The 18,465-nt window shown below is 55.9% G+C and carries 18 protein-coding genes; 15 read left to right on the forward strand and 3 right to left on the reverse strand.

Annotated elements, in window-relative coordinates; genetic code table 11:
- Window positions 1–91: 91 nt before the first annotated feature.
- Complete coding sequence (locus tag GO984_RS07965) at window positions 92–310, reverse strand: DUF1127 domain-containing protein (RefSeq protein WP_138161875.1); 219 nt, start codon at window positions 308–310, stop codon at window positions 92–94.
- 295 nt (window positions 311–605) lie between these two features.
- Between GO984_RS07965 and GO984_RS07970 the strand changes: the two genes are divergently transcribed.
- The 8 genes from GO984_RS07970 (at window position 606) to mraY (ending at window position 10,057) form a co-directional block, all read left to right on the forward strand.
- Window positions 606–1,670, forward strand: coding sequence for an Mrp/NBP35 family ATP-binding protein (locus GO984_RS07970; RefSeq protein WP_157022020.1), 1,065 nt, complete (start codon window positions 606–608; stop codon window positions 1,668–1,670).
- 759 nt (window positions 1,671–2,429) lie between these two features.
- Window positions 2,430–2,933: a division/cell wall cluster transcriptional repressor MraZ gene (mraZ, locus tag GO984_RS07975; RefSeq protein ID WP_157022021.1), complete on the forward strand. Its 504-nt coding sequence runs from the start codon at window positions 2,430–2,432 to the stop codon at window positions 2,931–2,933.
- A gap of 3 nt (window positions 2,934–2,936) precedes the next feature.
- Window positions 2,937–3,926 (forward strand): 16S rRNA (cytosine(1402)-N(4))-methyltransferase RsmH, encoded by a 990-nt coding sequence (gene rsmH, locus GO984_RS07980; protein WP_157022022.1) that lies wholly within the window; start codon window positions 2,937–2,939, stop codon window positions 3,924–3,926.
- Complete coding sequence (gene ftsL, locus GO984_RS07985) at window positions 3,926–4,279, forward strand: cell division protein FtsL (protein ID WP_138161871.1); 354 nt, start codon at window positions 3,926–3,928, stop codon at window positions 4,277–4,279. The genes rsmH and ftsL overlap by 1 nt, the downstream gene beginning before the upstream one ends.
- A complete protein-coding gene (locus GO984_RS07990) occupies window positions 4,276–6,057 on the forward strand; it encodes a peptidoglycan D,D-transpeptidase FtsI family protein (protein ID WP_157022023.1) in 1,782 nt (593 codons plus the stop codon). Before ftsL ends, GO984_RS07990 begins: the two co-directional genes overlap by 4 nt.
- A gap of 14 nt (window positions 6,058–6,071) precedes the next feature.
- Window positions 6,072–7,556: a UDP-N-acetylmuramoyl-L-alanyl-D-glutamate--2,6-diaminopimelate ligase gene (locus GO984_RS07995; protein WP_157022024.1), complete on the forward strand. Its 1,485-nt coding sequence runs from the start codon at window positions 6,072–6,074 to the stop codon at window positions 7,554–7,556.
- Window positions 7,553–8,956 carry a UDP-N-acetylmuramoyl-tripeptide--D-alanyl-D-alanine ligase gene (locus tag GO984_RS08000; RefSeq protein WP_157022025.1) on the forward strand — a complete coding sequence of 468 codons (1,404 nt, stop codon included), beginning with the start codon at window positions 7,553–7,555 and terminating at the stop codon, window positions 8,954–8,956. Before GO984_RS07995 ends, GO984_RS08000 begins: the two co-directional genes overlap by 4 nt.
- 18 nt (window positions 8,957–8,974) lie before the next feature.
- Window positions 8,975–10,057: a phospho-N-acetylmuramoyl-pentapeptide-transferase gene (mraY, locus tag GO984_RS08005; RefSeq protein WP_157022026.1), complete on the forward strand. Its 1,083-nt coding sequence runs from the start codon at window positions 8,975–8,977 to the stop codon at window positions 10,055–10,057.
- Window positions 10,058–10,119: 62 nt separating this feature from the next.
- Here mraY and GO984_RS08010 read toward each other — a convergent pair whose 3' ends face one another.
- On the reverse strand, window positions 10,120–11,034 hold the full coding sequence (locus GO984_RS08010) for a glutaminase (protein ID WP_157022027.1): 915 nt from the start codon (window positions 11,032–11,034) through the stop codon (window positions 10,120–10,122).
- A gap of 222 nt (window positions 11,035–11,256) precedes the next feature.
- Between GO984_RS08010 and murD the strand changes: the two genes are divergently transcribed.
- Complete coding sequence (gene murD / locus GO984_RS08015) at window positions 11,257–12,654, forward strand: UDP-N-acetylmuramoyl-L-alanine--D-glutamate ligase (protein ID WP_157022028.1); 1,398 nt, start codon at window positions 11,257–11,259, stop codon at window positions 12,652–12,654.
- Between the two features lie 17 nt (window positions 12,655–12,671).
- Here murD and GO984_RS08020 read toward each other — a convergent pair whose 3' ends face one another.
- A complete protein-coding gene (locus GO984_RS08020) occupies window positions 12,672–13,853 on the reverse strand; it encodes a BaiN/RdsA family NAD(P)/FAD-dependent oxidoreductase (protein ID WP_157022029.1) in 1,182 nt (393 codons plus the stop codon).
- A gap of 131 nt (window positions 13,854–13,984) precedes the next feature.
- On the opposite strand from GO984_RS08020, the gene ftsW reads away from it, so the two are divergent.
- The 6 genes from ftsW to GO984_RS08050 are packed head-to-tail and all read left to right on the forward strand — an operon-like array spanning window position 13,985 to window position 18,464.
- Window positions 13,985–15,154: a putative lipid II flippase FtsW gene (ftsW, locus tag GO984_RS08025; RefSeq protein WP_157022030.1), complete on the forward strand. Its 1,170-nt coding sequence runs from the start codon at window positions 13,985–13,987 to the stop codon at window positions 15,152–15,154.
- Window positions 15,155–15,176: 22 nt separating this feature from the next.
- Complete coding sequence (locus GO984_RS08030) at window positions 15,177–16,274, forward strand: UDP-N-acetylglucosamine--N-acetylmuramyl-(pentapeptide) pyrophosphoryl-undecaprenol N-acetylglucosamine transferase (protein WP_157022031.1); 1,098 nt, start codon at window positions 15,177–15,179, stop codon at window positions 16,272–16,274.
- Window positions 16,271–17,668 carry a UDP-N-acetylmuramate--L-alanine ligase gene (gene murC / locus GO984_RS08035; RefSeq protein ID WP_157022032.1) on the forward strand — a complete coding sequence of 466 codons (1,398 nt, stop codon included), beginning with the start codon at window positions 16,271–16,273 and terminating at the stop codon, window positions 17,666–17,668. The genes GO984_RS08030 and murC overlap by 4 nt, the downstream gene beginning before the upstream one ends.
- Window positions 17,669–17,671: 3 nt before the next feature.
- Complete coding sequence (locus GO984_RS08040; protein ID WP_157022033.1) at window positions 17,672–17,929, forward strand: DUF2484 family protein; 258 nt, start codon at window positions 17,672–17,674, stop codon at window positions 17,927–17,929.
- Entirely contained in the window at window positions 17,926–18,177 is a 252-nt protein-coding gene (locus GO984_RS08045; protein ID WP_138161859.1) for a DUF2484 family protein, read from the forward strand. The genes GO984_RS08040 and GO984_RS08045 overlap by 4 nt, the downstream gene beginning before the upstream one ends.
- 8 nt (window positions 18,178–18,185) lie before the next feature.
- Window positions 18,186–18,464 carry a hypothetical protein gene (locus GO984_RS08050; RefSeq protein WP_157022034.1) on the forward strand — a complete coding sequence of 93 codons (279 nt, stop codon included), beginning with the start codon at window positions 18,186–18,188 and terminating at the stop codon, window positions 18,462–18,464.
- Window position 18,465: the final 1 nt, after the last annotated feature.

Below are 18,465 nucleotides of genomic sequence, written 5' to 3' on the forward strand. Positions count from 1 at the left end.
GAGCCGGTATAAAATGCGACGACATCAGGGAGGAGGAGGATGCCGCCGCTTAGGACAGGTCTCTAAGGGAGGAGAAAAGACCTGATCTCTATTAGGTGTTCTCGTAAGTGGCTGTGTAGGCCACGTGTTGCAGCATGGAACGGTTCAGTCCCAGATCGGCCAGCTCGCGTCGTGTAAGCGCCGACAGCTCATTAAGTGTCTTGCGATATAGCCGATAGCGGGTAAAGCGCCCCCATGCGGCCTCGACCAATGTGACCGGAGCGCAGAACAGCGAAGGTTTCTGAATGCTGATGTTGTCTACTGCGGCCATGGTTGTCTTCGTCCTTAGTGTATTCTTTTGCTGTGCCACTGTGGCGTTGCTTGATTGCAAAATAGGAATTTGCTGCGCCTGCACAATCCCTTACTTGAGCATTTCTGCTATGCAGCAATTGCATGGGTCGGCCCATCTTTGCCATTTGGCACTTGTGATGGGGAGAGCGAAAGGTGGCTGTTGCTGTCTTCAGGGAATGCTGAATGAGCGCTCTAAATCAATCCGCCGAATTCTAAGGGGTTTTGGCCTTGGGGGAGCAGTGCATATATGAGATGAGAAAGTAGAGGAGGCCAAAATGGCAACAACCCAAGCAGACATACAGGCGGCACTCGAACAATTGACGTTGCCAGATGGTGGCACCCTGATTTCACGCGACATGTTGCGGGCGCTGCGGATTGATGGAGATAAAGTCAGTTTTGTGATTGAGGCTCCAAGCGCTGAAGTCGCAAAGCTGATGGAGCCTCTGCGGCGCGCTTCCGAAGCTGTTGTAATGGAACTGGATGGTGTCAGTGCCGTTTCAGCGGCATTAACAGCCCACGGGCCAGCGGCTCCGGCCCCAAGCCTCAAGATTGGTGGGCACGCCAAGCCTCAGGCTGGGCCAATGAAGCCAGCGGGAGTAAAGCGCATTCTGGCCGTCGCCTCAGGGAAGGGCGGGGTTGGAAAGTCTACTGTCGCCTCAAACCTGGCAGTGGCATTGGCTCGGCAGGGTCGCAAGGTTGGGCTGCTAGACGCGGATATCTACGGGCCAAGCCAACCCCGTATGATGGGGGCTTCGGGACGCCCCGCCAGTCCTGATGGTAAGACCATAGAGCCATTGCATGCGCATGGCGTAACACTGATGTCGATTGGGTTCCTGTTAGAGGAAGATAAAGCGGTAATCTGGCGTGGACCAATGTTGATGGGGGCGCTGCAGCAGATGCTGGGTCAGGTCAACTGGGGGGGGTTGGATGTCTTGATCGTTGATCTGCCGCCGGGAACGGGTGACGTTCAGTTGACTCTTTGTACCAAGGCCGAGCTCTCAGGCGCTATTGTGGTTTCAACTCCTCAGGACGTTGCGTTGCTGGATGCCCGCAAAGCGATGGACATGTTCAGTACTTTGAAAACACCGGTGCTGGGGCTGATTGAAAATATGTCGTTCTTTACCTGCCCAGACTGCGGTGGTGAGCATCATATCTTCGGCCATGGGGGCGTCGCCGCTGAGGCCGAGAAAATGGGGTTGCCTTTGTTGGGGGCGTTGCCAATCGATCTGGAGACCCGCTTGGCGGGTGATAGCGGCACACCGGTCGCTGCAGGGGAGGGCGTGATGGCCCAATTCTATGGGCGCATAGCAGAAGGATTGGTCAAGGGGGGGATGGCCTGAGCCTGGCCCAAATCTATCAGTGAACCAGTTTATCGTTGTGGCCTGCCCATTTGGGTGGGCCATTTTTGTGTTGAGGATGGCGAGTTTGCCAGAGCAAGTGCCTGCAGTTTAGGAAATCATGGGCCGGATGGGAAATCGTGGGCGGAGCAGGACGATTTGGTGCGAATCTGACAAATTTCCTCGAATCGAATTTGATTCGAGGCATTGTAACTCCATTCACCTGTGGGTTGCTTGGGGATAACTTGGAACATTAAGTGAACAATAATTAGAATGCAGATTCGGGGAAATAGTTTTGGGAAATTAAGGGACTTTTTTGAATTTTTATCATCATCTAGATTTGGTGCCTCTGGGGGACGTTTATCCTAAGTGTTGTGCGTGCGATCAGATAAAACACCCCTAAAATAAAAGAAATTTAGATATTGTTAATAAATGTGGCGGGTGTGTCCAAAAAAAGGCGTTGCCAGACCATGAAGTCCCATAGTATCCCCTATTACATCGAATGAGAGGAAGAGCACGGGGCGCCAAAACGACCCCAGAAAAACAATAAAAGAGCAGGTTTCATACAGGCCTTCACTTTCATCGAACACAGAGATCCGGAGCGCGAGCAAGCAGACATCCCCCCAGGTGGCACGCGCGAACGGACACTCCCGCATAAGCGGGACAAGGCGGTGGGTTGATCAGTGGCAGCAGATCAACCCGCCGTTTTTCATTACTGGGGCACTAATAAGACGCGAGGAACGTAGCAGAAGGAACGTTAGTTTGGGCCGCAGGTTCAGAGGCGAAAGCCACCACAAGGTGGATGCGAAGGGCAGGGTGTCTATCCCGGCTTCGTTTCGTCGTGTGCTTGAATCTGGTGATGCCAACTGGCAATCCGGCAGCAACCCCGAGCTGGTCATCGTATATGGTGATAACGACCGCAATTTCCTGGAATGTTATACGATGGAGGCGATCGACGAAGTCGATGCCAAGATTGATGCATTGCCGCGTGGCTCCAAGCCACGAAAGGCACTGCAGCGCCTATTCCACGGACGTTCCTTTCCAACTACAGTTGATGAGACAGGCCGTTTGGTCTTGCCTGCAAAGCTGCGTAACAAAATCGATCTTAAAGGTGAGGCCTTTTTCATTGCAGCGGGTGATACCTTCCAGATTTGGAACCCGGATACCTATGAGCAAGACGAAATGGCTCAAACTGACGAGTGGCTGGATGAGCTGCCGGAAGGTTATGATATCATGCAGTTTCTTGATGACGCCGGAGGGGCTTGATCAATGACCTCGGACCAGAATTCCGGTTCCGCCCCCCATATCCCCGTATTGCTGCGCCCTCTGCTAAAGGCCGTCGCGCCGGTTTCAGGTCGCTGGCTGGACGGAACTTTTGGTGCAGGCGGTTATACCCGTGGCTTGCTCGAGGCAGGTGCTTCGCAGGTCATTGGTGTTGATCGCGATCCGCTGGCGTTTGAAATGGCGCAAAGCTGGGCTGGTGACTATGGTGACCGTTTGGTGATGCAGCAAGGCGTTTTCTCGCGGATGGATGAATACGCCAATGATCTAGATGGCGTGGTATTGGATCTCGGTGTCTCATCAATGCAGTTGGATCTTGCGGAGCGTGGCTTCTCCTTTATGCGGGATGGGCCGTTGGACATGCGGATGTCACAGGATGGGCCTTCGGCGGCAGATCTTGTCGCGGAACTCTCCGAAGTGCAACTGGCAGATATTTTGTTCCACTTTGGTGAAGAGCGCGCCAGCCGCAGGATTGCGAAGGCAATCGTCAAGGCACGAACACTGGAACCGATCACAACCACACTACAGCTGACAAAAATTGTTGAGGGATGTCTGCCGCGGTCAAAACCCGGAAAATCACATCCCGCTACCCGCAGTTTTCAAGGACTTCGAATTGCGGTGAATGCCGAATACGAAGAGCTTTTTCAGGGTCTGCTGGCCGCTGAACGGGCGCTAAAGCCCGGTGGCTTGTTGGCGGTTGTGACGTTTCATTCGATTGAAGATCGCATGGTCAAACGGTTTTTTCAGCACCGCGCTGGGAAAACCGGACGGGCCAATCGGTTTGCCCCTGAAACAATTGAAATCCCGACTCAGTTTGAATTGGTCACCCGCAAGGCGGTTGGACCAGATGATCAGGAGTTGGAAGAGAACCCCAGATCGCGTTCGTCGCGGTTGCGGGTTGGGCGGCGCAGCGAGGCCCCCGCCACTCCAATTGAGCCCCGCGAGATAGGAATGCCGCAACTAAAAGAGGCGCGCTGATGAAAACTCTGGCTTATATCTTGTCCGCACTGGCGGTGTTTGGTTTGGCTTTTTGGGCCTACCGTGAAAACTATACCACTCAGCAAGTTCTGAAGGAGACCCGTAGCCTGCAACGCCAAATTGGTTCGGCGCAGATCAGACTAGGGGTTCTGAAGGCAGAATGGGCCTATCTCAACCGGCCGGATCGCCTGAGAGAGCTGGCCGAGCTGAACTTTGATCAACTGGGCCTGTTGCCGCTACGCCCCGATCAATTTGGTCGGGTTGACGAAGTGGCCTATCCTCAGGTGCCGCTGTTACCGATCACCAATGGTGTTGATGTTTCAACTATGGCGGCTGAGGGGGCAAAGCCATGATCCGCACTCCACTCCGCCCGCTGGCTCGTATCCTTGCCGCCCGCGCAAAAGGTGAAAACCCGGACAATATTGAAAAAGAGAACCTGCGTCAGCGTCATGCAGAGATACAGGGGAAGTCTAGACAGCGTTCCGAAGGCCGGTTGCTGGTGCTGGGCGCATTCTTCATTTGTGCCTATGCATTGATCGGTCTTCGAATGGGGATGATGGCAACATCAGAACCCACCGAGCCAGTGGCCAGCGCTTCAGGAAGCGCCATCGCTGCGCAACGGGCTGACATCGTTGATCGCGAAGGTCGCATTTTGGCGACCAATTTCGATACTTATTCACTCTATGCCCACCCGCAGCAATTGATCGATGCCGAAGCTTCGGCAGCAGCACTGGCGCAGATCTTCCCGGATCTGGACCACGCGCGTATTCTGAAGGATTTTACCGGCAAGCGTAAATTCGTCTGGATCAAGAAAAAGATCAGCCCTGAACAGAAACAAGCGGTGCATGATATCGGTGATCCGGGGCTGCTGTTTGGACCACGTGAAATGCGGCTCTATCCCAATGGTAGTCTGGCTGCACATGTTTTGGGTGGGGCAAGTTTTGGTAAAGAAGATGTCGATGCAGCCGAAGTTATCGGCGTGGCGGGCGTAGAGCGTCAATTTGACAGCTATTTGCGTGACCCGGCGAACGGTGCAGAACCGCTAGAGTTGTCGTTGGACCTGACCGTTCAGGCTGCTGCTGAGCGTGTTCTTTATGGTGGCATGCGTTTGATGAATGCCAAAGGCGCCACATCGATCCTGATGGATGTGCACACGGGTGAAGTTATCTCAGTGGTGAGCCTGCCTGATTTTGATCCCAATGAACGTCCACGTCCACCGGTGTCTGGCGATCCGTCTGATAGCCCGTTGTTCAACCGGTCGGTGCAGGGTGTCTATGAACTGGGGTCGACTTTCAAAATTTTCACCACCGCGCAGGCCATGGATCTGGGGTTGGTGAACGCCAGCACAATAGTTGATATCCGCGGTCCATTGCGCTGGGGGCGGTTCTCGATCCGCGATTTCCATAACTATGGCAATAGCTTGTCGGTTGAGCGGATCATCATCAAATCATCAAACATCGGCACGGCCCGGTTGGCGCAGCAGATCGGTGCTGAACGACAGCGGGATTTCCTGTCGCGGTTGGGTATGTTGGAAGCAACACCATTTGAGATTTCTGAAGCGAGTGGCGGTCGGCCGTTGTTGCCGCCCAACTGGTCCGAATTGTCAGCGATGACCATCTCCTACGGCCATGGCTTGTCAACAAGTCCAATGCACCTTGCAGCTGGCTATTCCGCCATCGCAAATGGCGGACATTATGTCAGCCCTACCATTTTGAAGCAAAACGGACCACAACTTGGGCCACGGGTGATGTCCGAAGACTCAGCCGCCGCATCGCGCAGAATGCTGCGTCAGGTTGTGACCGAAGGAACAGCCAGTTTTGGAGAGGTTGCAGGATATCAGGTTGGTGGCAAAACCGGTACAGCTGACAAACCGAAACCAAGCGGTGGGTACTACGATAACAAAGTTATTGCCACGTTTGCGTCGATGTTCCCGGCCCATGATCCAAAATACGTTCTGATCGTGACTTTGGACGAGCCTTCAATCATTGCTTACGGTGAAGAACGCCGCACTGCGGGTTGGACTGCCGTTCCTGTGGCTGCTGAGATGATCGGCCGCATCGCGCCCCTGTTGGGGCTGCGCCCACAAGTTGAACCTGTGTCAGTGACTGATATAACCCTGACCTCTAACTGACAGGTGAGGCCACTATGAGCAGAAACTCCGAGAAAACCCTCGGCCAACTAGGGTTGACCGCGCGAGGCGGTGCTGATCCCGTCATTACAGGGGTAACGGTCGACAGTCGCGCAGTGCAGGAAGGCTATCTGTTCGCAGCGCTTCCCGGCAGTGTGGTGCATGGCGCCAAGTTTATTGCAGGGGCAGTAGACCGAGGTGCTGCGGCGATTCTCACTGACACAGATGGGGCTAAAATCGCTGAGGCCACGCTGCAAAACAGTTCAATCGCTTTGATTGTGGTTGAAGATCCCCGTCAAACTTTAGCCTATGCCGCTGCTTTGTGGTTTGGTGCACAACCCCAGACGATTGTGGCAATTACCGGCACCAATGGCAAAACTTCTGTGGCCAGTTTTGTCCGCCAGATCTGGGAAGAACTGGGGCATGCAGCGGTCAATCTGGGTACCACGGGTGTCGAGGGTGCCTGGAGCTTCCCATTGGCCCATACCACACCTGATCCTGTAACCTTGCACGATGCGCTGTCGCAGGCAGTGGACCATGGCGTGACACATGTCGCAATGGAGGCGTCCAGTCATGGGTTGGACCAGCGCCGTCTGGATGGTGTGAGTCTGGCAGCCGCTGGTTTTACCAACTTTAGTCAGGACCATCTGGATTATCACCATACGTTTGAAGCCTATTTTGCCGCCAAAGCAGGCCTGTTCCGTCGGGTGTTAGCTGATGATGGAGTAGCAGTGATCAATGTCGATGACCCTCGTGGCGCAGAAATGCGCGGGGTTGCTGGTGCCCGGGGACAAGAGGTGATCACGGTTGGAGGCGGTCTGGGAGATTTGAGCCTGATGGGGCAACGGTTTGATGCCTCGGGGCAGGACATGCGGTTTAGCTGGCATGACAAACCCTATCAGGCGCGGCTAAGCCTTATTGGTGGGTTTCAGGCAGAAAACATCTTGCTGGCCTGTGGCTTGGTGATTGCCTCGGGCGAAATGCCTGAACGGGTGTTTGAGACCCTCCCACATTTGAAAACTGTACGTGGTCGCATGCAGCTGGCGGCAACGCGAGGAAATGGCGCCGCGGTGTTTGTTGACTTTGCCCATACGCCGGATGCGATAGCAACGGCGCTTAAGGCACTGCGCCCGCATGTTTTGGGGCGGTTGATTGCAATTGTTGGAGCTGGCGGCGACCGAGACGCGACCAAGCGCCCCTTGATGGGGCAGGCGGCCGCTGAAAATGCAGATGTGGTGATTGTTACCGACGACAACCCGCGCAGCGAAGATCCGGCCGAAATCCGCTCGGCGGTCAAGGGTGGCGCACCCGAGGCTATCGAAGTGGGAGATCGCGCAGAAGCGATTTTACGCGGCGTCGATGCGCTGGCACCAGGAGATGCATTGCTGATTTGTGGCAAAGGACACGAAAGCGGTCAGATCGTTGGCGATGACATCTTACCTTTTGATGATGTAGAACAGGCCAGCATGGCCGTCGCAGCGCTGGATGGAGGGCTGGTATGAGCCTGTGGACGATGCAAGAAGCAGTCGCCGCAACTGGCGGGCAGGCTCAGGGCGACTGGAGCGTTGATGGGGTCTCGATTGATACCCGGACATTGCAACCCGGTGATCTGTTTGTTGCCTTGAAAGCGGCGCGAGATGGTCACGATTTTGTTGCGCAGGCATTGGCCAGCGGTGCCGGAGCGGCATTGGTTTCGCAGATTCCTGATGGGGTGGAGGCCGATGCGCCACTGCTGATAGTCGATGATGTCCTAACCGGTCTCGAGGCGCTGGGGCGTGCGGCGCGCGCACGTTGCGATGCAAAGGTGATTGCTGTTACCGGTTCGGTTGGCAAAACCTCGACCAAGGAAATGTTGGCCCGGATTTTGTCTGACCAGGGGCGTACTCATGCGGCTGTGGCCAGTTACAACAACCATTGGGGTGTGCCGTTGACGCTGGCGCGGATGCCTCGTGAAGCGCAGTATGCCGTGATCGAGATTGGCATGAACCATCCCGGTGAAACTGCCCCACTTGCCGTTCAGGCGCGTCCACATGTGGCGATGATCACAACCGTTGCAGCGGTTCATCTGGAAGCCTTTGAGGATGTTGCAGGAATTGCCGGCGAGAAAGCTTCAATTATGCAGGGGCTTGAGCGCGGCGGCGTTGCTGTTTTGAATGGTGATATAGTCGAGGCCGATGTCTTGAGAAAAGCCGCGGCGGATCTCGGCGTTGCTACGCAGTGGTTCGGCGCCAGTTCCGAAGATTTCAAACTCAAGTCGGTTCAGATCCAGGGTGAGGAAACCCTGGCCCATGCTACGGTGTTAGGGCGGGACATTGAATTGCACATTCAATCGCTTGGCGCACATTTTGCGATGAACGCTCTGGGCGCATTGGCTTGCATTTCTGCCGTCGACGCAGATCTGAACAAGGCGTTGAGCAGCTTGGCACTGTGGTCACCGGTCAAAGGGCGTGGTGCACGCGAAGAGATCCAAATAGGTGCGGGCAAGATTACTCTGCTGGATGACAGTTATAACGCCAACCCGACATCAATGGTGGCTGCTCTCGACGTCTTAGCAGCAACACCAACCAAGGGACGTAGGATTGCCTATCTTGGCGATATGAAAGAACTGGGCCCGGACGAAGTGGCACTTCATGTCAATCTGGCCCATTTGGAGTCAATTACTTCAATCGACCAGATCCATTGCATCGGGCCGCTGATGAAGCAGCTACACGTCGTACTTCCTGAAAGTAAACGTGGCACCTGGTATGGCACCAGTGAGGAGGTCTTGGCGGATCTGACGGATCAGATCCAAAGTGGCGATATTGTGCTGGCCAAGGGATCTCTGAGTGTTGCACTGGCCAAGATTGTTGACGCCATCCGCAAATTGGGCCATGGCGACCCTAAATCCGACACTTCAAAATAGCGAACAGGACTACCTCATATGCTCTATTGGCTCACCGGGCTATCAGACGGCGGCGATTTTTTTAACCTGTTCCGCTACATCACCTTCCGCGCCGGCGGCGCATTCTTAACGGCTCTGGTCTTTGGTTTCGTCTTTGGTAAGCCGCTGATCAATGTGCTGCGCAAGAAGCAAGGTAAAGGCCAACCGATCCGCGATGACGGCCCCGAGGGTCATTTTGTCAAAGCCGGAACTCCAACCATGGGGGGGTTGTTGATCGTTGGAGCGCTGCTCACCTCCACCTTGATCTGGGCGCGCTGGGATAATCCCTTTGTTTGGCTGGTGCTTTTCGTCACGCTTTCCTTTGGCCTGATCGGGTTTGCCGATGACTATGCCAAAGTCTCCAAACAAAACACGGCCGGCGTACCGGGCAAGGTTCGGCTGCTGTTAGGGATCCTGATTGCAATAATTGCAGCGATGTGGGCCTCGACCTATCACCCTGAAGCCTTGCAAAACCAGCTGGCGATGCCGGTGTTCAAAGACACGCTGATCAACCTTGGATACTTCTACGTGCCGTTCTCGATCTGTGTTGTGGTGGGGACCGCTAATGCGGTGAACCTAACTGACGGTCTGGACGGCTTGGCGATCATGCCAGTGATGATCGCTGCAACCACACTGGGTATCATTGCCTATGCGGTGGGGCGCGTCGATTTCACCGAATATCTAGACGTGCATTATGTCCCCGGCACTGGTGAGATCCTGATCTTTACCGCTGCCCTCTTTGGCGGAGGCCTTGGCTTTTTGTGGTACAATGCCCCACCGGCTGCGGTCTTCATGGGCGATACCGGTTCACTGGCCCTCGGCGGCGCACTGGGCGCCATCGCGCTGGTCATCAAACATGAGCTGGTGCTGGCCATTGTCGGTGGCCTGTTCGTGGTCGAGGCCCTGAGCGTGATTATTCAGGTGCTCTATTACAAGCGCACTGGTAAACGGGTCTTCCTGATGGCGCCGATCCATCACCACTATGAGAAAAAGGGCTGGGCCGAGCCAACCATCGTTATCCGGTTTTGGATCATTTCACTGATCTTGGCGATGATCGGTCTGGCTACGCTGAAGGTGCGTTGAACCCAAAACTGTTTCGTCCGGCCCTTGGGCCGGACAACACTTATCCTGTTGTTGCTTTGCAATCAGAATACAGACCAATCCATCGCTCTTGCCAGTTGCTCCAAAGCCAGCGTTCCCAATTTGGAATTGCCGTTGTGATCCAGACCGGGCGACCAGACTGCAATACTGGCGACGCCGGGAACAATAGCAAGAATACCACCGCCCACTCCACTTTTAGCCGGGAGACCGACGCGAAAGGCAAAATCGCCTGAGCCGTCGTAATGTCCACAGGTCAGCATCAACGCGTTTAGTCTTCGGACACGAGGCAAAGCAACCAGTCGTGGACCGGTTCCGGTGCCAATCAAAAAACGACCCGCCAATGCCAGTTGCTGAACGTTCATTTCGATGGCGCATTGGTGAAAATAGGTGCCCAGCGTCAGTTCTGCTGGGTTTTTCAGATTGCCGCACGAGGCTAGAAAATGGGCCAGCGAAAAGTTGCGGTGTCCATGTGCCTGTTCTGAAGCGGCAACAGAGCCATTGATGTGAATATTCTCACTCTCGGCGGCGGCACGCATAAACCGCAAAATTTCAGCCAGAGCATCTTTCGGGGCTCGCCCAGCCAAGATTTCATCTGTGATGACAATTGCGCCAGCATTGACAAAGGGATTGCGGGGGCGACCGTTTTCCTGCTCGAGCTGTACAATGGAGTTGAACGCATTGCCTGACGGCTCGCGTCCAACCCGCGTCCAAAGCTGATCACCTGAACGACCCAGAGCGATAGCGAGCGTGAACATCTTGGTGATGCTTTGCAACGAGAACAGAGTGTGACTATCACCAGCATAGTGCAGAGATCCGTCGGCAGTTGCCACAGCGATAGCAAACAGGTTTGGATCAATGCCCGACAATTGAGGAATGTAATCCGCAACTGCACCGCGATCACCTTGATCCGCCATATCGGCAGCAATCTGCTGCAGAGCTTCCTGAAGGCCGGACGTCAAACTGCTCTCCTGTTCCAATTAGGCTGACCATGGAGGTTTGCACGGGTCTGTCAACCGCCCAACGCAACAACCCTCCGGGTCTCCGGCCTACTTTGCAAAGTGGGTTTCCTGCTGCCGATTGTTTTGGGGCAGGTGACGCTGGCTCCTGCTGATGCCTTGCAATTCGGGGGCGCTCCAGTGCACTGTGCCGCCGAAAACTGAGGTTAAAGAAAGGGCGCGCCAATGATCCCGGTACAAGGATTTTCAGGGGCCAATGTGGCGGTTCTGGGCCTGGGGCGATCCGGCCTGGCCACAGCGCGGGCGCTACGGGCTGGCGATGCCACTCCGATCTGTTGGGACGATAACCCAGCCGCGCGCGAAGCGGCTGAGGGCGAGGGATTTACTTGCCGTGATTTGCACAAGCAAGGCGCGTTTGACGATGTCGCCTCGCTGATCGTCTCGCCCGGTATTCCGCATCTCTACCCCACTCCCAACCCGGTGGTGCGTGCAGCACTCGACGCTGGTGTGCCGGTGGACAATGATATCGGTCTCTTCTTTCGCTCAATAGCCACGCCTCAGTGGGACAATTTTGAAACCCTGCCACGGGTGGTGGCGGTGACCGGTTCGAACGGCAAATCCACCACCGTCGCGCTGCTGCACCACATCTTGGAAAGTGCGGGCAAAGAGGTGCAGATGGCCGGCAATATTGGTCGCGGCGTGCTGGATATTGACCCTCCCGGAGAGGGCGGCGTTGTGGTTCTGGAGCTGTCCAGTTACCAGACCGAGCTGGCCCGGTCGCTGACGCCGGATGTGGCGGTGTTCACCAATCTCAGTCCCGATCATCTAGATCGCCACGGTGGTTTAGGTGGCTACTTCGCTGCCAAACGACGCCTGTTCGCCGAGGGTGGCCCAGATCGTGCTGTGATTGGTGTGGACGAGGACGAGGGCGTGTTTCTTGCTGGCCAAATGTCCATGGGGGCAGCGGATGACCGGGTGATCCGGGTGTCCTCGGGCCACAAGCTAGGTGGCGTCGGTTGGAATGTCTTTGCCCGCAAAGGGTTCTTGTCTGAGTATCGCAAGGGCCGTCAGGCTGGATCAATTGATCTGCGCGCTATGACTGGCCTTCCCGGTGCGCATAACCACCAGAACGCCTGCGCCGCCTATGCCGCCGCGCGCACGTTGGGTCTGGCGCCTCGGATGATTGAAGGCGCACTGGAAACCTATCCCGGCCTGCCACATCGCAGCCAGATCATCGCCGATCAGGATGGCGTACGTTATGTGAATGACAGCAAGGCCACAAACGTGGATAGCGCGGCCAAGGCGCTAAGCGCGTTCAAAAAGATCCGCTGGATCTGCGGAGGATTGGAAAAAGATGGAGGACTGGAAGCACTGAAAGGGTCAACTGGCTCAGTGATCAAGGCCTATGTTATTGGCCGTGAAGCGGCGAACTTCGCGCTGCAACTGGATGTCGAAACAGATGTCTGTGGCTTAATGTCCGAGGCAGTGGAGCGGGCAATGGGGGACGCGCAAAACGGCGAGACGGTGTTGTTAGCCCCCGCTGCGGCAAGTTTTGACCAGTATGACAGTTTCGAAAAACGCGGTGAGGATTTCATTGCCGAAGTGATGGCGCGGTTGGACTAACGCAATTGGCCTGGGGGTTAGCAGCTGTCGGCGATGGCCGTGCCCGCCGCATGACCTGATGACCAGGCCCACTGAAAATTGAATCCCCCCAACCAGCCGGTCACATCCACGGCCTCGCCGATGGCATAAAGGCCAGGCACGGATTTGGCTTCCATAGTTTTGGAAGATAGTGCGTTTGTGTCGATTCCTCCCAATGTGACCTCGGCGGTGCGATAGCCCTCGGTCCCCGACGGGGTAAGTTGCCAGTTTGACAACTGGTTGCAGAGGTTTTGCAGGGCGGCGTCGGATTGATCCGCAAGACGTCCCCGAAGATCCAGCTCTTTTGCTAAGTGGTCGACAAGGCGCCCGGGTAGTAAACGCGCCATTTCAGTGGTCAGATCTCGGCGGCCTTCGGCCTGGCGTTGGTCGCGCAACAATTCATACAGCGGCAGTTCCGGGATCAGGTTGACGTTGATCGTTTCACCTTCACGCCAGTAAGATGACAGCTGCAGCACCGCTGGCCCGGACAATCCGCGATGGGTGAACAGCAGTGCTTCGTCGAACGAGGTTCGCGCATTGGATAGCCGCGAGGGCAGGGCGATCCCTGCCAGCTGTTTGAAGCGGTCTTCAGCGAAGGTGAAGGGCACCAGCCCTGCGCGGGTATCGATGACGGGCACCTCAAATTTCCGGGCGATGTCATAGGCCAGACCGGTTGAACCCATTTTGGGAATGGACTTGCCGCCCGTTGCCAGTACCAGATTGCGGCAGGTCACAGTCTGCGGTGTGCCGTCGCGATCCAGAGCGACAGAAAATCCTTGCTCAACGCGCGTAACCGAGATTACCGAGGTCTGCAGCCACATCTCGGCCCCCGAGCGTTGCAGTTCACCGGCTAACATGGCCACGACCTGTTTGGCCGACCCATCGCAGAACAATTGGCCAAGGGTTTTCTCATGCCAGGCAATGCCGTGTTGATCCATCAACTCGATGAAATCCCATTGCGTGTACCGCGCAAGTGCGGATTTGCAGAAGTGCGGATTGGCGGACAGGAAGTTTTTGGCCTCGGCGTACATATTGGTGAAATTGCAGCGACCACCACCCGAAATGCGAATTTTCTCGCCTGGGTTGCGGGCGTGGTCGATCACAAGCGTGCTAGGGCCTGAATAGCGAGCGCACATCATGCCAGCTGCGCCGGCGCCAAGTATGAGGGTTTGATACAACATCGCCAGCCCATGGCGCGGATTCCCGCCAAAAGCAAGAGGAAGAGGCTGGTCTGATTCGCCATTTCAGAGTATGAGAGAAAGATAGACCCCGAAAACGGGGCGATGATGAGGCACAGATTGGCGGTATTCCCATGACTGAGATGGTCTATGGCGCGGTTCCTACGCATGTGGGTGAACCGACTCTTCCCAAATGGTGGCGGACTGTGGACAAATGGACACTGTCCTGTGTTCTGGGTCTGTTTGTTGTTGGCCTGCTGTTGGGGCTAGCAGCCTCGGTTCCACTCGCCGAGCGCAACGGCTTTGACAATTTCCACTATGTGCAGCGCCAGGCTGTGTTTGGCTCAGCTGCGCTAGTAGCTATGGTGATGACGTCGATGATGTCGCCAACTCTGGTGCGCAGATTAGCAGTTATTGGATTTGCCTGTGCCTTTGTGGCGCTGGCGATGCTGCCGGTGTTTGGTACCGATTTTGGCAAAGGCGCCGTACGTTGGTATAGCCTTGGCTTCGCGTCGGTGCAGCCATCTGAATTTCTAAAACCCGGGTTTGTCGTCGTGGCGGCTTGGATGATTGCCGCCAGCCAGCATATCAACGGCCCTCCAGGCAAGTTGTGGTCCTTTGGCCTGTGCGTCACGGTGGTCCTGATGCTGGCGATGCAGCCGGATTTTGGTCAGGCCTGTCTGGTGCTGTTTGGCTGGGGTGTTATGTATTTTGTAGCTGGCGCGCCGATGGTGCTGCTGGTGGCAATGGCGGCAGTTGTCGTGTTGGGTGGTATGTTTGCCTACGCCAATTCCGAACACTTTGCCCGTCGTATTGATGGCTTTTTGAACCCCGATGTCGATCCAACAACCCAGCTGGGCTATGCCGCTGATGCAATCCGCGAAGGTGGGTTGTTTGGTGTTGGCGTGGGTGAGGGGCAGGTGAAATGGTCACTTCCCGATGCGCATACTGATTTTATTGTTGCTGTGGCAGCTGAGGAGTACGGGCTGGTTTTGGTGCTGATCCTGATATCGCTATATACAACTATTGTTGTGCGCTCGCTGTTTCGGCTGATGCGCGAACGTGATACCTTTATTCGATTGGCGGGTACCGGGCTGGTTTGCATGTTTGGTGTTCAGGCGATGATCAACATGGGTGTAGCGGTGCGGTTGCTGCCAGCCAAGGGCATGACGCTGCCGTTTGTCAGCTATGGCGGCTCTTCACTGATTGCAGGCGGCATCGCAGTGGGCATGTTACTCGCGTTTACCCGCTCGCGTCCGCAGGGCGGAATTGCAGATCTGCTGCGTGGACACGAACGCGGCTAATATTTAGGGAATACTGGGGCGGATGGGACAGAAACTGCTATTGATGGCAGCGGGTGGAACCGGTGGGCATATGTTCCCGGCACAAGCCCTGGCGGAAGCGATGCTGAAGCGGGGCTGGCGGGTCAAACTGTCAACCGATGCGCGTGGCGCACGGTACACAGGCGGCTTTCCGCACACCACAGAAATAACGGAAGTCTCTTCGGCAACGTTTGCCCGTGGAGGGGTGCTGGCCAAAGCTATGGTCGGCCCAAAGATTGTCGGCGGTGTGCTGAGCATGGTGATGCAAATGCGGCGTGATCGGCCCGACGCAGTGATTGGCTTTGGTGGCTATCCTTCGATTCCAGCGCTGGGGGCGGCGACACTCATGGGGTTGCCGCGCATGATCCACGAACAAAACGGTGTCTTGGGGCGGGTGAATAAGCTGTTTGCAAAGCGTGTTGCGGGTGTTGCCTGCGGTGTTTGGCCAACAGACCTGCCCGACGACGTACTGGGTGAACATGTTGGGAACCCTGTGCGCGGCGCCGTCCTGGAACGGGCAGGTGCCGCCTATATTCCGCCAGGGGATTATCCGATGTCGATCCTGGTGATGGGAGGCAGTCAAGGAGCCCGAGTTCTGAGCGATGTCGTGCCAGGCGCAATCTCAGCTCTACCGGAAAACATTCGTCAGCATCTTCGCGTGTCACACCAGGCGCGGAATGAAGACGGCGAGCGCGTAACAGCGTTCTATGCCGAACATGGCATTGATGCTGATGTACAGCCTTTCTTCCATGATGTGCCAACTCTGATGAGCGAAGCACAGCTGGTGATTTCGCGTGCAGGGGCGTCTTCTTTGGCGGACATTTCAGTGATTGGACGTCCTTCTGTGCTGATCCCGTTTGCAGCCGCTGTGGGGGATCACCAAACAGCGAATGCTCGTGGATTGATCGATGCTGGGGGTGCGATTGTGATCCCAGAAAGCAAGCTTGATATACAATCTCTGACCGAGCAAATTACATCCATTTTGAGCAACCCCACTGCAGCGTTGCAAATGTCGGCTGCAGCATTAAGCGTCGGCGTTCCCGACGCCACCGAACGTTTGGTGGCTTTGGTCGAAAAGTTGGCGGAAAAGGATAAATCATGACTCCCACAACCAAGCTTCCCGGTGACGTTGGTCCAATCCATTTTGTCGGCATTGGCGGTATTGGCATGTCGGGCATTGCCGAGGTTCTCTTAAATCAAGGTTACGTGGTGCAGGGCTCGGACTTGAAGTCCTCCAAGCTTACCGATCGATTGGCGCGCCTAGGTGCGCATGTGTTTATTGGCCAGCAGGCTGAGAATTTGGCAGAAGCGGCGGTTGTGGTGATCTCCTCGGCGATCAAACCGGGCAATCCGGAACTCGATGAAGCGCGCCGTCGCGGCCTGCCTGTGGTGCGACGTGCCGAAATGCTGGCTGAGCTGATGCGGTTGAAATCCAACATTGCGATTGCTGGGACACATGGCAAAACCACCACCACAACTATGATGGCGGAACTGATGGTGGCCGGTAAATTCGATCCGACCGTAGTTAATGGCGGCATCATTCACGCCTATGGCAGTAATGCGCGCGTGGGTGCTGGCGAATGGATGGTGGTCGAAGCTGACGAGAGCGACGGAACCTTTAACCGTCTTCCCGCAACTATCGCCGTTGTCACCAATATCGACCCTGAGCACATGGAGCATTGGGGGGATTTTGATACGCTGCGTGATGGGTTCTATGACTTCGTCAGTAACATCCCGTTTTACGGCGTCGCCGTATGCAATACCGACCATTCCGAAGTGCAGGCTTTGGTCGGCCGGATCACCGACCGCCGTGTTGTGACTTATGGCTTCAATGCGCAAGCCGATGTTCGGGCCAGTAATCTGACTTATAAGGCTGGGGTTGCGCATTTTGACATCCACCTGCAGACTGAAGATGTGGTGATCGAAGGCTGTTCGCTTCCAATGCCGGGTGACCACAATGTGTCAAATGCTTTAGCGGCAGTGGCCGTGGCACGGCATCTCGGCATGGGCGGCGATGAAATTCGCGAGGCGCTAGCCAATTTTGGTGGCGTCAACCGTCGCTTTACCAAGGTCGGAGAGGTTGATGGCGTAACGATTATCGATGACTATGGTCACCACCCGGTTGAGATATCAGCCGTGCTCAAAGCTGCGCGCCAAGCCTGCGAGGGTCGGGTGATTGCAGTGCACCAACCGCATCGTTATTCCCGCCTGGCCAGCCTGTTCGACGATTTTTGTGCATGCTTTAACGAGGCAGACGTGGTTGCGATTTCTGAGGTCTTTGCTGCTGGCGAAGATCCGATTGAAGGTGCCGGTCGTGATGATCTGGTAGCCGGGCTGATCCGCCACGGACATCGCCACGCGCGGGTACTGATCGACGAAGACGATCTGGAGCGGCTGGTGCGTGAGCAGGCCCAACCCGGTGATATGGTTGTCTGCTTAGGTGCGGGTACGATCAGCGCTTGGGCAAATGGCCTGCCAACACGACTTCAGGAGTAAAACATGGCATTGGCTGGGCTCAGCAGTTCTGTCAGCTTCGCTATGATCTGGGCGTTGCTCGCCACGGCGGTGGCTTTTTTGCCGATGCGTTGGCAGATTGTGCCGGGGACCATCCTATTAACTGCCGCACCCGCGATCATTATTGCTCTGGGTCTGCAACATGGATGGCTAACTGCTTTGGGTGGTGCGGCGGCATGCCTTTCGATGTTTCGCAAGCCGTTGGTTTATTATTGGCGTCGATTGAGAGGGGTACCTCAATGACTCTGTCGTTGATTTTGGCTGCTATCTGGGCATTGGCGGCGAATGTGCTGGCGATGATCCCAAGCCGCGATAATCTTTGGCGCCGTGCCTATGTGTTAACTGCGCTGGGAATTCCCTTGCTAGGCTATGTCACCTATGAAAACGGTCCATGGTGGGGGCTAGCGGTTCTGCTGGCGGGTATGTCGGTGTTGCGTTGGCCGGTGATCTACCTGGGTCGTTGGCTTCGCAGGCAGATGCGACGCGGGTAGGGGCAGCGATGGAAATGCTCGTCTTGATTCTCGTAGGGCTTGGCGCGTCAGTTCTGGCTCATATGCTGTCATTGCGGCGCTTGTATAGCGTGCTCCTTGTTCTCTTAGTGCTGGCCGGGGGGCTGTATGCGGCGATCCACTGGTATGTTGGCACACTGGAGGGGTGGGATGGACTGACCCTGGCGATTTTTGCCCTGATTGCCGTGATGCCATTTGGTGCTGGTTTGATCTTGGGTGGGCTTACAGGCTGGATGCATCTGCGATGGCAAACAAAACGAAATACCTGAT

The organism is Parasedimentitalea huanghaiensis (assembly GCF_009753675.1).
In the GTDB taxonomy this organism is placed as follows: domain Bacteria; phylum Pseudomonadota; class Alphaproteobacteria; order Rhodobacterales; family Rhodobacteraceae; genus Parasedimentitalea; species Parasedimentitalea huanghaiensis.